Annotated in this window: 16 protein-coding genes; 9 read left to right on the top strand and 7 right to left on the bottom strand. The window is 62.2% G+C overall.

The window, feature by feature from the left end; all coding sequences use genetic code 11:
- The 4 genes from VEK15_21800 to VEK15_21785 form a co-directional block, all read left to right on the top strand.
- The coding region (locus tag VEK15_21800; protein ID HXV63349.1) for a PLP-dependent transferase at positions 1-204 on the top strand (204 nt) is incomplete at its 5' end.
- A gap of 143 nt (positions 205-347) precedes the next feature.
- Entirely contained in the window at positions 348-782 is a 435-nt protein-coding gene (locus tag VEK15_21795; protein HXV63348.1) for a hypothetical protein, read from the top strand.
- Between the two features lie 147 nt (positions 783-929).
- On the top strand, positions 930-1,610 hold the full coding sequence (locus VEK15_21790) for an SUMF1/EgtB/PvdO family nonheme iron enzyme (GenBank protein HXV63347.1): 681 nt from the start codon (positions 930-932) through the stop codon (positions 1,608-1,610).
- Positions 1,607-2,302, top strand: a complete 696-nt coding sequence (locus tag VEK15_21785; protein HXV63346.1) for a DUF72 domain-containing protein — start codon at positions 1,607-1,609, stop codon at positions 2,300-2,302. The genes VEK15_21790 and VEK15_21785 overlap by 4 nt, the downstream gene beginning before the upstream one ends.
- On the opposite strand, the gene rho is transcribed toward VEK15_21785, so the two are convergent.
- Positions 2,295-3,443: a transcription termination factor Rho gene (rho, locus tag VEK15_21780; GenBank protein HXV63345.1), complete on the bottom strand. Its 1,149-nt coding sequence runs from the start codon at positions 3,441-3,443 to the stop codon at positions 2,295-2,297. The two genes, VEK15_21785 and rho, sit on opposite strands and share 8 nt — an antisense overlap.
- A 200-nt stretch (positions 3,444-3,643) precedes the next feature.
- Between rho and VEK15_21775 the strand changes: the two genes are divergently transcribed.
- Positions 3,644-3,886 carry an Lrp/AsnC ligand binding domain-containing protein gene (locus VEK15_21775; protein ID HXV63344.1) on the top strand — a complete coding sequence of 81 codons (243 nt, stop codon included), beginning with the start codon at positions 3,644-3,646 and terminating at the stop codon, positions 3,884-3,886.
- 8 nt (positions 3,887-3,894) lie between these two features.
- Here the strand turns inward: VEK15_21775 and VEK15_21770 are convergent, their stop codons facing one another.
- Positions 3,895-4,707: a ferritin-like domain-containing protein gene (locus tag VEK15_21770; GenBank protein HXV63343.1), complete on the bottom strand. Its 813-nt coding sequence runs from the start codon at positions 4,705-4,707 to the stop codon at positions 3,895-3,897.
- A gap of 142 nt (positions 4,708-4,849) precedes the next feature.
- Between VEK15_21770 and VEK15_21765 the strand changes: the two genes are divergently transcribed.
- Positions 4,850-5,521 (top strand): dienelactone hydrolase family protein, encoded by a 672-nt coding sequence (locus VEK15_21765; protein ID HXV63342.1) that lies wholly within the window; start codon positions 4,850-4,852, stop codon positions 5,519-5,521.
- On the opposite strand, the gene VEK15_21760 is transcribed toward VEK15_21765, so the two are convergent.
- Positions 5,499-6,227 carry a TrmH family RNA methyltransferase gene (locus tag VEK15_21760; GenBank protein HXV63341.1) on the bottom strand — a complete coding sequence of 243 codons (729 nt, stop codon included), beginning with the start codon at positions 6,225-6,227 and terminating at the stop codon, positions 5,499-5,501. The two genes, VEK15_21765 and VEK15_21760, sit on opposite strands and share 23 nt — an antisense overlap.
- Positions 6,228-6,233: 6 nt before the next feature.
- Between VEK15_21760 and VEK15_21755 the strand changes: the two genes are divergently transcribed.
- The gene (locus tag VEK15_21755) at positions 6,234-6,476 is read left to right on the top strand and encodes a hypothetical protein (protein HXV63340.1); all 243 of its coding nucleotides are present in this window, start codon (positions 6,234-6,236) and stop codon (positions 6,474-6,476) included.
- Between the two features lie 18 nt (positions 6,477-6,494).
- Here VEK15_21755 and hisS read toward each other — a convergent pair whose 3' ends face one another.
- Positions 6,495-7,784: a histidine--tRNA ligase gene (gene hisS / locus VEK15_21750; GenBank protein ID HXV63339.1), complete on the bottom strand. Its 1,290-nt coding sequence runs from the start codon at positions 7,782-7,784 to the stop codon at positions 6,495-6,497.
- Between the two features lie 57 nt (positions 7,785-7,841).
- On the opposite strand from hisS, the gene VEK15_21745 reads away from it, so the two are divergent.
- Positions 7,842-9,524 (top strand): carbon starvation protein A, encoded by a 1,683-nt coding sequence (locus tag VEK15_21745; GenBank protein HXV63338.1) that lies wholly within the window; start codon positions 7,842-7,844, stop codon positions 9,522-9,524.
- 9 nt (positions 9,525-9,533) lie between these two features.
- Here the strand turns inward: VEK15_21745 and VEK15_21740 are convergent, their stop codons facing one another.
- Positions 9,534-10,310 carry a glucose 1-dehydrogenase gene (locus VEK15_21740; GenBank protein ID HXV63337.1) on the bottom strand — a complete coding sequence of 259 codons (777 nt, stop codon included), beginning with the start codon at positions 10,308-10,310 and terminating at the stop codon, positions 9,534-9,536.
- A 104-nt stretch (positions 10,311-10,414) separates the two neighbouring features.
- On the opposite strand from VEK15_21740, the gene VEK15_21735 reads away from it, so the two are divergent.
- Positions 10,415-11,332: a DNA-formamidopyrimidine glycosylase family protein gene (locus tag VEK15_21735; GenBank protein ID HXV63336.1), complete on the top strand. Its 918-nt coding sequence runs from the start codon at positions 10,415-10,417 to the stop codon at positions 11,330-11,332.
- A gap of 8 nt (positions 11,333-11,340) precedes the next feature.
- On the opposite strand, the gene VEK15_21730 is transcribed toward VEK15_21735, so the two are convergent.
- On the bottom strand, positions 11,341-12,039 hold the full coding sequence (locus tag VEK15_21730) for a lipid-binding SYLF domain-containing protein (GenBank protein ID HXV63335.1): 699 nt from the start codon (positions 12,037-12,039) through the stop codon (positions 11,341-11,343).
- Positions 12,036-12,752 carry a DUF4013 domain-containing protein gene (locus VEK15_21725; protein ID HXV63334.1) on the bottom strand — a complete coding sequence of 239 codons (717 nt, stop codon included), beginning with the start codon at positions 12,750-12,752 and terminating at the stop codon, positions 12,036-12,038. The genes VEK15_21730 and VEK15_21725 overlap by 4 nt, the downstream gene beginning before the upstream one ends.
- Between the last annotated feature and the right edge of the window lie 85 nt (positions 12,753-12,837).

Genomic DNA, 12,837 nt, shown 5'->3' with positions numbered 1-12,837 from the left:
GCAGTTTGTCTGATTCGCGTGGCACCGAGTCTCGGCGGCGTGGAGTCACTCCTTTCGATTCCCTGTCTCACGTCGCACGCGATGCTTTCTCCTGACGAGCGGGAACGGGCGGGCATCGCCGATGGTCTCGTGCGCCTTGCTCTGGGCACCGAAACCGCCGAGGACCTCATCGCCGATCTCGACCAGGCTCTGGCGCAAGCTTGACAACCCGTGATATGTTAAGGGGACTTCGGTAAAGACGTGCCAGTTTCGGGGTCGCGCGCCCAGCAATCTCCCTGATGGCCGTCATTTCTCAGATCCCTTGACAGCGGGAGCGGAACGCCTCGCCCTTTGGAGGAGGATCTCCTATGAAGTACCGGCAACGTGGTTACCGGGACGACGACTATAACGATGAACGACGAGAGAGTCGTCGCGAGAAACCGCCCGATCTAGGGAACCGGGAGCAGATCCGTTCCCTCCGGCACGCCATCGACCGAGAATCGATTATCGTAACGCGCTGCGCCAAATGTGGGCACCAGGTCCCATCGAGCCAGCTCGAGGTGGACTACAAAAGCAAGTGCCTCAAGTGCGGAACCCCGTTGCATTCCTGCCGACATTGCAAGCACTTCGACCCCGATGCCCGCTTCGAGTGCAAGAAACCCATCGACGAGCGAATTGCCGACAAGGGGGCCGCGAACGAATGCGCTCTTTTCAAGCCCGTCCAGGCGCTCGACGCCACGGGCCGGCGAGCAAATAGCGCGGAAGACGCCAGGAACGCCTTTCACAACCTGTTCAAAACTTAGTGGTCGCTCGCCTCCTCGGCTCGCTCCCGGCGCGCGCTCCTCGCGCGCGCCCACGGCCGAATTCCCTCGCGCCCGCGCCTTCGCTCCTCGCTTCGGCGCGACGCGATTCCTCTCGGCCGGCGGCCCTGACGGGCCGCTCGTAGCACCGTGCATGCTCGCGTCCCGATACCTGCGGGAACTTTTCTCATGGGGCGCGAGGGGAAACTAGACAACGAGAGGCCCGTTCATCGCGTCTTCGTCTCGGCCTTCGAGATGGCCGAGACGCCCGTCACCAATAGACACTATCGCATTTTTCTCGAGCGAACCGGAGCTCCGCCGCCCCCGTTTTGGAGCGAGCCCGGCTTCGACGATCCCGACCAGCCCGTTGTAGGCGTGAGTTGGATGGAAGCCCGTCGTTTCTGTTGGTGGCTCGCGAGCGAAACGGGTCTCGAAATTCGCCTCCCAACCGAGGCCGAGCGGGAGAAAGCGGCTCGCGGACGGCTCGAGAGTGCGACGTTCCCCTGGGGAGACGATCCCGCCCGAGGTGGCCCCGCGCGGATCCACGGACCGCTCGAGCGGCCCGAGCGGGTACGCTCTTCGCCGCCGAACGGCTACGGCCTGTACCACATGGGTGACATGGTGCACGAGTGGTGTCTCGACGCCTACCGTGCCGACTACTATCTCGTCTCGCCCGAACGCGATCCCTGCGCGTCCGGTTCCCCACGTCGCTCCGCTCGCGGTGGTTCTTGGCGCCACTCGATCCTCGTTACCGCCTGCGCTTCGCGGAGCAGCCTGCCGCCGTCGTTCCACTACTCCGATTTCGGGTTCCGCTGGGTCCGCACGTTTTGATCTACGCGGGTTGCTCCGGATACAGCTTCCGCGAATGGATTGGCGCCTTCTACCCTCCCAAGACCCCGGCGAGAGAGTTCCTTCACTTTTACGCCTCCAGGCTCAATAGTGTCGAGATCAACTATACGTTCCGCCGCTTTCCGAAGAGCGACCTGGTGAGCTCGTGGTCCGAGTCGACCCCGAGTGAGTTCCGGTTCTCGCTCAAGATGCACCAGAGCGTAACTCACATGGCGCGGCTGAGGGGCGTGGGCGCATCGGTTCGCGACTTCATGGATGCCCTGGTGCCACTGGGGAATCGGCTAGGAGTCGTGCTCTTCCAGCTGCCGCCTTTTCTGCGGTGCGAGCTCGATCGCCTCGACGCCGTACTGGCCGAGCTGCCGTCGGGCCATCGCTATGCGATGGAGTTCCGCCACGAGTCCTGGCAGGTCGAAGCCGTGGAGGGGCGATTGAGAGAAGCCGGAGTTGCCCTATGCGCGGCCGAGCTCGAGATCGACGCCGCGGCGGAGCCCGCCATTACGGCTCCGTTCGCCTACGTGCGTCTGCGCAAGACGCCGCCTTACGGCGAGACCGAGGTCGAAGCCGCGCGCGAGCTGGTGAAGCGCCTTTCTGCGAAAGTCGAAGATGTCTACGTCTACGTGAAGCATGACGAGGAGGGAAGGGCGCCGACGGACGTGAGAAGGATCGCTATTTGATACGGATCGATTCCAGGAGCTCTTTGTTGGTTCTGGTCTTCTTCATCTTGTCCAGGAGGAGAGCCATGGCTTCGGTGGGTTTGAGACCAGCGAGTGCGCGCCTCAGGAGGTGGACTCGGGGAAGCTCCTCCTCGTCGAGAAGTATCTCCTCGCGTCGGGTTCCCGAGCGGGAAATATCGATCGCGGGAAAGATCCTCGCCTCGGCGAGCCGACGGTCGAGCACCAATTCCATGTTGCCGGTACCCTTGAACTCCTGAAAGATCACCTCGTCCATCTGGCTCCCGGTGTCGACCAGAGCCGTTCCGAGAATCGTGAGGCTTCCCCCGTCCTCGATGTTCCTCGCGGCACCGAAGAACTGGCGAGGGAACTCCAGCGCCCGCGAGTCGATGCCCCCGGTCATCGTTTTCCCACGCCCTTTTTGCTCTCGGTTCGCGGCGCGACCGAGTCGGGTGATGGAGTCGAGCAGGATCACGACGTCGTCACCCATCTCCACCAGACGCCGAGCCCGTTCGAGCACGAGCCGGGCAACGCGAAGATGGTTGGCGCTCGTCCCATCGGACGTCGAGGCGATCACTTGCCCCTTGACCGCTCGGCGCATGTGCGTCACTTCTTCCGGTCTCTCATCGATGAGAAGGACGAATAAATGGATTTCCGGATAGAATGCACCGATGGCGCAGCCGATTTGCTCGAGAAGAATGGTCTTTCCCGTCTTGGGCGCGGCTACGATGAGTCCCCGTTGACCTCGACCGATCGGAGTGATGAGGTCGATGACCCGAAGCGATATGGGCCCGTCGGGATCCTGTGACATCCGGAGCCGCATGGCGGGGTGCTCGCTGACGAGCTCTTGATAATGGCGCGGAGGCGGCAGTTCTTCGGGCTTGAATCCGTTGATGCTCTCGACCGCCTGGAGCTCCCGGTGAGGCGGGCCTCCGCGGCGGTTGTTTCTTCGCCTCGCCATCCCCGAAGGGCCTTGGATGTAGTAGCCCTCCTTCAAGAAATGCTTGGCGACGAGACGACTCGGGACGCGCACGTCTTGCGGCCGGGGAAGAAAGTTATTGCTCTCTTGTCGGAGATGGCCGTTTCCCTGCGGCTCGAGCTCCAACACACCTTCAGCTGTGGGAGTAGATACGCCGTGATTCATAGCACCTTGCAAGGGTCGTTGCGGCGACTCAGCGGCTGTCATAAGGAGGCAGTCGATTGCGCCGCAATCTGTGTCCTGCCAGAGAGGTCGGGACAAGGGCCTCCAAGGAGACCCACGCGCCTCATTCTAGCAAATTTCCATCGAGAACGGAAGGCCCGTTTCCATTGTCCTAGAAACACTCGTAGGAGCAAGACCATAAAATGAAGAACCGAAGCCATTTGAAGGTCTATGTTCTGATCCAGATCGTTCCCGGACGAGTCGAAGCCGTCATGAAAGCTCTGCGTCGTATGTCTTCCGTCGTGACGGCCGACTCGGTTACGGGTCCCTATGATGTCGTCGCGCTCATCGAAGTCTCCGAAGTTCGAGAGCTCTCTCATCTCGTCGCTGGCGCCATCGGTGGCATCCGAGGTGTCACACGCACCACCACACTCATTTGCACCTGACCACGTGTTTAGCAGCTGGCCGACACTCGTGTCCGAATCCGCCGGTCGGTCAAGTAGGTCTTCGTAAGCGGCGGCCGCTTCCACGGCCAGTACCTCCAAACCAGGTGGCTCGCCGCAGAGAGACACATATTACCCCATCGAGAGCAAAATCCGATGTGAGAAACTGGGCCAGAAAGAACGCCCAGTCGTAGCAGTCGCGTCTCGGCGTTCTGGCGCACGTGGCGAAGGAACCCTGGAAATTGCCGCAAGACCGGATGCTCGCGATCACATCGGCGCTCGACGGCGCGAGCGAGAACGTCGATCCCAAAAAGAGACCAGAGAGCTAGACCCCGCAGTCGCCAGACGATCGCCGGATTCTCCTCGATCGCCCGGCGAGTTTGATCTTCACCGAAAGCGACGTGTCGCTCTTCCTGTCGGGTCGCGCGTCTCAAGATGGAAACGATGCCTTCATGCTCGACCGTATCGATGAGAGCGTAGAGCACATCGAGAACGTATCCCTCACCGAGAGCCATTTCGAGGAGAACGTGCTCGGCCCAGTCGTCGCCCATCATGCCCGACGAGAGGAAACGGACCGCGGGATGTGCCGTCTCCGGACTTGCGTCGAGGATCTCGATGATGTCACGAAAGCGATCGACGTGCTGCAACTCTTCGACCGCCTGACGCGCGAGGAAGTTCGCCGCGTCGAGGGACGGAGCCCGGTAGAGCCAGTGTCCGACTTGGATTCCAGTGACCTCTCCGTAGAGGAATTGGCTGAAGATCCACACGAGCACCGAGCGATCGCGTTGCCGGTCGAAACGGGCACCGCCGAAATCGAACGTCATTTCTTCACGACTCAAGATCATCGGATCAGAGGAACGGCACGGGGCCAGCGTGGAGTTCTGATTTTCTTGAACGCGGGCGCTCGGGTCAAGTACGATCTGGTTCCGACCGCTGGCGGCGGTGCCGGGGAAAGGAGGATTTCTCGTGGGCGAGCTGGTGGATTACCCTTCGAACGGTCGGAGCGCGCGGGGCTATCTCTCGATGCCGGAGAGCGGGGCGGGCCCCGGTGTCGTCGTGATCCAGGAATGGTGGGGCCTCGTCGGCCACATCAAGAGCGTGGCGGATCGATTCGCGGCCTCCGGTTACGTAGCACTCGCGCCCGACCTCTATCACGGCGAGGCAACCAAGTCCCCCGACGAAGCGGGGAAGCTGATGATGGCCCTCGACATCGGCCGGGCGGAGCGCGATCTCCGCGGTGGTGTGGACTTCCTGGCGTCGAAATCTTCGGGCAACAAAGTGGGCGTCGTCGGCTTCTGCATGGGCGGTCAACTCGCCCTCTTCGCGGCGAGCAAGAACGACCGCATCGGTGCTTGTGTCGACTTCTATGGAATTCATCCGAACGTGAAGCCTGACTTCACGCAGATCCAGGCACCCGTCCTCGGTCTATTCGCAGAAAAGGACGCGTTCGTGAACGCCGAGGCGGTGAACGCACTGGAGAAGGCTCTCCGCGAGGCACGAGTCACCGCCGACTTCCACACCTACCCCGGGGTCGACCATGCTTTCTTCAACGACGAACGCGAGGTCTATGATCGAAAAGCCGCCGAAGACGCGTGGAAGCGCGTGCTGGCTTTCTTCAAGGCCCATTTGAGCTCCTAGCTCGGTTCGCGGCGCGGCCGGTGTTCGCGATTCGGCGCCCGAGCGCGAGCAGGAGCTTCACTTCGCGTGGCGTGAGCCCCGCGCGTCCGAAGAGCTCCCTCCACTCCACGAATCGGGCCTCGGGGTTCTGGCTCGGCAGAAAACCAATCTCGAGAAACGCGTCTTTCAGCTTCGAGAGCGCCCGGTGCGCGTCGCCATGCGGAGCCCTCGGCGGCGGCGCAGCGCCACCGGATCGGGCAACGAGAACTTCGTACGCCGCGACCATCACGGCCTGCGCGAGGTTCAAGGAGGGCTGCCGTGGATGCGAGGGAATACGCACGCGCCGCTGGCACAGGCACAGCTCCTCCTCGGTGAGGCCTTTGGACTCGCAGCCAAAGACGAGGGCGACTCGGGCATCGCTCGCGAGCTCCGAAACCTCGGAGGCCATCGCGCGTGCCGTGATCGGCTCGACCCGGCGCGGCCGACGGCCCACGAGTGCAGCCACGTAAACGCAGTCTGCCAAGGCTTCTTCGAGGGTGACGAAGACCCGGGTCTGCTCTAGAATGTCTTCGGCGCCCCACGCCATGCGCCAGGCTTCCACCGTGCGGTAATCGCAGGGATCGACCAGATCGAGCCCCTGAAGACCCGTGTTGGCGACCACGCGGGCTGCCGCGCCAACATTCGCCGGGTTTTGGGGTCGGTGGAGCACGATCCGCACGAGGGACATGATTCTATGGCCGACGAGACCAGTCCCTTCGAGAACGTCCAGGGCGACGAGAAGAGCTTCCGGCTGCCACGGAGGAAGTGGCGAGAGCTTCTTTTCGTGGGGGCTCTGGTAGCCGACGGCGATTTGTTCGTGCGTGACTCGAGCCGGCCACTCCCTCCGCTGCGCAAACCGAACCTCTTCCCCGAGGGGAAGCGATTCCGGGCTCGCCTCGACGGAGACTGGGTCTCGATCGAGCGAGTCGAAGAATGAATCCACCGACGAAAGATCTCATTGAGCTTTGCGAATCCTACCGGCGAGCTCGCGGAGGGGTACCCGGTACTGCTCCCCCGAGCCAAGGTCCTTGAGAGTCGCTTCGTTCTGTTGCCACTCGTCGGGGCCAACGATGACTGCGAAGCGAGCGTGATCGCGGCTCGCCGCCTTCAAGTCCTTTCCGACCCCCGCCGGCTCGAACGGGGTCTCCGTCGGCAACCCCGCGCTCCGTAGCTCGTTCGTCACCTGCCGGGCGGCGGAATGGAGCTCTTCCCCAACGGGGATGACCACCACTTCGACCCGAGGGGCCGGAGCGGGAAGAAGCCCGCGATCGCGGAGCATGAGCGTCAAGACCACGTCTCCCATGCCGAAACCGAGAGCGGGAAGGCTGGGTCCTCCGAACGACGCGATCAAGTCGTCGTATCGGCCGCCGCCGCAGATCGCGCGCTCGAGCCCCTTCCGATCGTACAACTCGAAAACGATGCCCGTGTAGTAAGCGAGACCCCGTACGATGGAGAAGTCGGTCTCCACGTACTCGCCGAGCCCGGCCTCGCTCAAGATCTCGAGATAGCGCTCGAGATCCGAGACGACTCTTTCTGTGGTCTCGTCGACCGGCCGAGAGCGACACCAATCGAAGAGATTCACACTGCCGTCGCACAGACCCTGGATTTGGAGAGCCGCCTCACGCTCGACGTCGGCCTCCGCGAGAAGCTCGGAGAAGACTTCCGCCGGAACCTTTCGGAACTTGTCGACGGCCGCGTAGACCGCGGGGGCATTTTTCGGGGAGATGCCGAGAAGCCCGAGGACTCCCGAGATGATACGTCGATCGTTGACCCGCGCGACCACGTCTTCCGCCGACAGGCCGAGCTCGCGCATGACTTCGAGAGCGACCGACAGGAGCTCCGCGTCCGCCTCGATGGCGTAAGACCCCACGATATCGACGTTGAGCTGGAAATGCTCGCGAAGCCGGCCTCGCTGGTTCTTCTCCTGGCGAAAGAGCTGCGGGACGGAGAACCATTTGAGGGGTTTGGGCAGGCTCGGGGCGCGCGCGACCACCATGCGAGCAAGCGTCGGTGTCATCTCGGGACGCAGAGCGACCTCCCGTCCCCCTCGATCCTGGAAATTGTAGAGCTGTCCCACGATCTCGTCACCAGATTTTCTCGTGTAGAGCTCGAGGAGCTCGAGCGGAGGGCCGTCGAACTCGACGAAGCCGAACCGACGTGCCACCCGCCTCCACGAGTCGAAGAGATAGGTTCGCTCCGCCATTTCCTCGGGAAAGAAATCGCGGAAGCCTTTCAACGATTGCATCCGGTTGTTACTCCTTCTTTGCGAGCCCTATAATTTTGTCACGAAGGGAACATCGACATGAGCCCGGTCCTGGCGGCGCTCTGCTGCCTTTCTGTCTATCTGCTCGGTTATCACCTGTACGCGAAGCGCATCGCCAGGACTGTGTTCGAGCTCGATGGTTCCACGCCCACGCCGGCCCACGAGCTCCGGGATGAGCAGGATTACGTGCCCTGTCGCCGGTACGTTCTCTTCGGCCATCATTATGCGTCGATCGCGGGACTCGCGCCGATGCTCGGACCCGCCATCGCCGTCATGTGGGGATGGGTCCCGGCGATGTTGTGGGTCGTGCTGGGGACGATATTCATCGGGGCGGTGCACGATTTCAGCGCACTCGCGGTGAGCCTCAAGGCGAGGGGTAAGTCCATTGGCATCGTCGCCGAGGGAATCATAGGCCGAAGGGCGAAGAGCCTCTTTCATGCCATCATTTTCTTCTTGATTGCGCTGGCGATGGGAGTCTTCGTGCAGGTCGTGGCGCAGCTCTTCTCTCGAGCTTTCTACCCCGAGGCGGTGTTGCCGAGCGCCGCGCTGGTGATCCTGGCCGTGGGCGTCGGCGTCTTGTTCTACAAGAAGGGCATCGCCCTCGGACCTCTGACCGCCGTGGGCTTCTCCCTCACCCTCGTCGCCGTCTACCTCGGTCGAGTTCTGCCGGTGCCCGATGTGAGTGTATCGGGATGGAGCTACTTACTGCTCGGCTACGCCTTCGCCGCCTCGGTGCTGCCCGTCTGGCTACTGTTGCAGCCGCGCGATTTCCTGAACTCACTCCTCCTCTACCTGGGTCTCGCCGCCGTGCTGCTCGGATTCACGATCATGAATCCGAGTTTCGTAGCACCTGCTTTCGACCCCGCGCCGCCAGGAGCGCCACCGCTCTATCCTTTCGTCTTCATCGTGATCGCCTGCGGAGCCGTCTCCGGCTTCCACGCTCTCGTATCCTCGGGGACGACGGCCAAGCAGCTCGACAGGGAGGAGGATGCCGCCTTCGTCGGATACGGCGGGATGGTCGGAGAGAGTATTCTTGGACTCGCCGCGGTGCTGGCCTGCACCGCGGGCTTCGCAAGCTCGGAGGCCTGGAGAGCTCATTACTCGAACTGGCAGACGGCGGACGGGCTCGCTCCGAACCTCGACGCATTCATCACCGGCTCGGGGAATTTTCTCGCCCATCTGGGGATTGCTCCCGAGCTTGGGCGGGCCTTCGTGGCGCTGGTCGCGGTGTCGTTCGCCTTGACCACGCTCGATTCGGCGACGAGGCTTCTGCGTTACAACATCGAGGAGGTCGCGGAGACGATTCGGCTTCCTTTCCTGGGCAACCGCTATCTCGCCACCAGTGTAGCCGTCGCCGCGATCGGCTTTTTTGCCCTGCTGGAGATCGATGGCCGCCCCGCGGGGGTCGCTCTGTGGGCCGTCTTCGGCACGACGAACCAGGTATTGGCGGCGCTGACGCTTCTCACGGTCACGATTTACCTGTTCGCCCGAAAAAAGAATTACCTCTATACGCTCGTCCCCATGGCGTTCATGCTGGTGACGACCCTCGTCGCCATGATCGCCAACGTAAAACGGTTCTACCTGGAAGGAAACTATCTGTTGCTCGGGGTGGGTTCGTCGGTGCTGGTGCTCGCTGTTTGGCTCGTCGTCGAGGGCGCGATCAAGTTCACCCGGGGCCGCTCCCAAGCGCTATCCGGTTTGAAGGACGCCGAGCTCGCCTAGCTCAAAACCTCAGCGCGCGCAGGTCAGATGCCTGCCTCCGTCGATGCTCATCGTCGCTCCCGTAATCCATCCCGCCTCGTCCGAGGCGAGAAAACAGATGAGGGCGGCCAAGTCGGCCGGTTGCCCCACCCGTCCGATGGGATGTGTCGTCTTGCTCCGTTCGAGAAAGCTCTCGTAAGCGGCTTCGTCCAGTCCCCCCTGGCGATGCAGCTCGGTGAGAACGACCCCCGGATTGACCGCGTTGACGCGGACTCCCTGAGGCGCGAGCTCGAGGGCGGAACAGCGCGTCAGCTGATCGAGTGCCGATTTGCTCGAACAGTAGGCGAGAACTCCGGGGAACGAGCGCAGGCCGTTGACGCTCGAAACATTGACGATGTTTCCTTTACGCGGCAGGAGGTGAGGCAGAGAGAGCTGCATCAGATGAAACACGGAGACGACATTGATATCGAACATGGCGTTCCACGACTCGAGGGCAGTGTTCTCGATGGTTCCGAAGGCGATGATTCCCGCAGCGTTGACGAGGATATCGAGCCCACCGAAACCCGAGGCGGTCTGGTCGATGAGTTTCCGACGGTCGCTCTCTCTGGTCACGTCGGCGGCGATGGCCCTCGCCGTTCCACCCGACTGCTCGATCTCGGAAACGAGCTGCGAAAGCCGGCTCTCTCGCCGAGCCGTGACCGCGACGGTCGCACCCTCGGCCGCGAGACGCCGTGCCGTTTCCCTGCCGATGCCGCTCGAAGCGCCCGTCACGAGCGCGATCTTCCCCTCGAATCGCCTGTCTGCCATTACGACCTCCTTCACGTTACGGAACAGCCTATCGCGATGGGCGAGGAGGGAACAATGGAGGAAGGACCGGGGTTGGGACCCGTCGTGCGACAATACTGGCTCCTATGCCGGAGCTCCCTGATGTGACGGTCTACGTCGAAGCGATCGAAGCGCGCACCCGGGGCCATCTCTTCGAAAATCTGCTCCTCGGGAGTCCCTTCGTCCTCCGCTCCACCTCTCCGGCGCCTTCGGACCTCGAGGGCAGACGGGTCGTGGGCGCTCGGCGAATGGGCAAGCGGGTCGTGATCGGACTCGAGGACGAGCGTTTCATCGTGATTCACCTCATGATCGCGGGACGGCTTCATTGGAAAGACCAACAGGCGTCCCGCCCCGCACTCCCGAAAAAACGCGGGCTCGTGAGGTTCGATTTTTCCTCGGGTACGCTGACTTTGACCGAAGCGGGCTCCAAGAAACGGGCATCGCTCCATCTCGTGGTCGGGAACGACCATCTCGCCGCCCTCGATCCCGGGGGAGCCGAAGTGCTCGAATCGAGCCTCGGCGATTTTTCCCTGTCGCTGGCGCGCGAGAACCATACGTTGAAACGCGCTCTCACCGACCCGCGAGTCGTCAGCGGTATCGGAAACGCCTACTCCGACGAGATCCTTCACCGCGCCAAGCTCTCGCCGGTTCAATGGACCTCGCGTCTCAGACCAGAGCAGGTCGTGCGCCTCTACGAGGCGACGCGAGCCACGCTGCTCGAGTGGACCGAAGCGTTGCGTCGCGAGGCGGGTGATGCTTTTCCCGAGAAAGTGACGGCGTTTCGGCCGAAGATGGCCGTTCATGGTCGCTATGGAAAGCCCTGCCCCGATTGTGGGACTCCGGTGCAGCGGATCGCCTACGCCGAAAACGAGACGAACTACTGCCCGAAATGCCAGACGGGAGGGCGATTGCTCGCCGATCGCGGCCTGTCGCGGCTGCTCCGAGGCGACTGGCCGAGGAGCCTCGAAGAGATGGAGGAACGGAAGATTCAGCTCAAACGGTGAATAACCAGCTAATTCGACAGGTTCTCCGGGGATGACCTCTCGAGGAGAGCGACCAGCCCGTGGCCGGCCTTCGGGGTCCCGACTTTGCTCTCGAGGACGATCTCTTTCGCCGATATCTTCTGCCCGTAGAGTTTCCGGTTGGCGCCGTCGTCGGGCCGCAACGTCGAGCCTTCCAGGGAGATTCCCGCGAAGAGGCCTCGGGAGCGTGAGTAGGTGAGGATCTCCGCGTGCATCGTGGCGTCGGTTGCTGCTCCGGTCGCCCTTCCCTTGGGTCCGGCCGCGGCCGATGCATCGACGCCGAGCTTGACCTTACTCTTGAGCAGGGCCTGCACCCCCTTGGGGTTCATCACCAGCAGAAGGAAATCCGTCGATTGGCCGCCGAGTTGGAGACCGATGTTGCCGCCTTCGAGCCGGTACATGGCCGGTGCTCCCCATGAAAGGGAGAAGTCTCGCCCTCCCCGGCACACCATCGCGCCCTTCCCGTAGCTCCCACCGATTCCCAGGGCGAACTTCTTGACCGAGGGCAAGACGACGATGCATTCCGCTTTGTCGAGAAGCTCCTGGGGAATGCCATCGGGGATATCGAGGATTTCCTCGACCACACGAGCGGAGTCGTACAGCCGCTCGACTTCGTTGCTCTGACCGAAGACGCCCATCGAGCCGAGCGCAATCGGGATCGCGACCGATCGGGTCCGGAGTCGTTTCATCCTGGCTCTCCTTCCTTTCGGAGCTTTGCCAGCTCGCCAATGACGTAACCGAAGACGCAGGTCGACCAGAACGCGGCGGGGAATACTCCGATGCAGAAGAGGAGCAAACCGAACTGGGCGACGAATGCGCTGACGACAATGGTAATCAGGGCGAGGATATAGATCGATCCGTTCTGACGAATGAAATCCAGGTTCTCCTTGATCTCGAATGCGGCCCCGAAACGGGAGGTCCTGATAAAGCCGACGAAAGCCGTCGGCAAGTAAACGACCATCGAAAGCGAAAGGCAGAAGACGATGACGAAACCGCCGACGAGCGCCGGAATTCCGATGAAGGCTATCTCCTCGGGTCTCACCCTTCCATCGCGTCCGAGGAGGACACCGCCGAGAAGGGCGAAAGCGACGAGCAGTCCGAGCAAGATCACGGGAAGCTTGTGCGCGAGCGAGATCCCGATTCCCTTGAGACCCTCTCGAAACAGCGACGGAAAATCGTCCCACTCCGGTAGAGGAGGTGTCTTTTCCTCCATCGTGTGCCGGGCCAGAGCCATCGCGTAGCCAGTCAGGAACACCGTTCCGATCAAGAAGGGGCTGAGGAAAGCGAAAAGCGATCCGATGACGAGCTTCGGCACCCATTTGGGGTCCTCGAAGAAAAACGCGAGCGCCCGCGAGACGTCGAAACGCTGGGGGAGAGCTCGGGGGCTCGCACCACTCTCCATGATTCTTCGAATATCATAGCAAAGTACTCTGACTGCAAAGGTTTGTGGCGACGATGTGCAAAGTTATTGATTCGCGCCACGAACG

The organism is Vicinamibacteria bacterium (genome assembly GCA_035620555.1).
GTDB lineage: Bacteria > Acidobacteriota > Vicinamibacteria > Marinacidobacterales > SMYC01 > DASPGQ01.
The sequence above is the reverse complement of the archived record's forward strand: the minus strand, read 5'-3'. Positions and strand labels throughout refer to the sequence as shown.

Bases quoted from the DNA above. Each gene is read 5' to 3' on its own strand.
- VEK15_21795 (HXV63348.1), top strand. From the start codon at position 348: ATGAAGTACCGGCAACGTGGTTACCGGGACGACGACTATAACGATGAA.
- rho (HXV63345.1), bottom strand. From the start codon at position 3,443: ATGAATCACGGCGTATCTACTCCCACAGCTGAAGGTGTGTTGGAGCTC.
- VEK15_21775 (HXV63344.1), top strand. From the start codon at position 3,644: ATGAAGAACCGAAGCCATTTGAAGGTCTATGTTCTGATCCAGATCGTT.
- VEK15_21770 (HXV63343.1), bottom strand. From the start codon at position 4,707: ATGACGTTCGATTTCGGCGGTGCCCGTTTCGACCGGCAACGCGATCGC.
- VEK15_21760 (HXV63341.1), bottom strand. From the start codon at position 6,227: ATGTCCCTCGTGCGGATCGTGCTCCACCGACCCCAAAACCCGGCGAAT.
- VEK15_21755 (HXV63340.1), top strand. From the start codon at position 6,234: ATGGCCGACGAGACCAGTCCCTTCGAGAACGTCCAGGGCGACGAGAAG.
- hisS (HXV63339.1), bottom strand. From the start codon at position 7,784: ATGCAATCGTTGAAAGGCTTCCGCGATTTCTTTCCCGAGGAAATGGCG.
- VEK15_21745 (HXV63338.1), top strand. From the start codon at position 7,842: ATGAGCCCGGTCCTGGCGGCGCTCTGCTGCCTTTCTGTCTATCTGCTC.
- VEK15_21740 (HXV63337.1), bottom strand. From the start codon at position 10,310: ATGGCAGACAGGCGATTCGAGGGGAAGATCGCGCTCGTGACGGGCGCT.
- VEK15_21735 (HXV63336.1), top strand. From the start codon at position 10,415: ATGCCGGAGCTCCCTGATGTGACGGTCTACGTCGAAGCGATCGAAGCG.
- VEK15_21730 (HXV63335.1), bottom strand. From the start codon at position 12,039: ATGAAACGACTCCGGACCCGATCGGTCGCGATCCCGATTGCGCTCGGC.
- VEK15_21725 (HXV63334.1), bottom strand. From the start codon at position 12,752: ATGGAGAGTGGTGCGAGCCCCCGAGCTCTCCCCCAGCGTTTCGACGTC.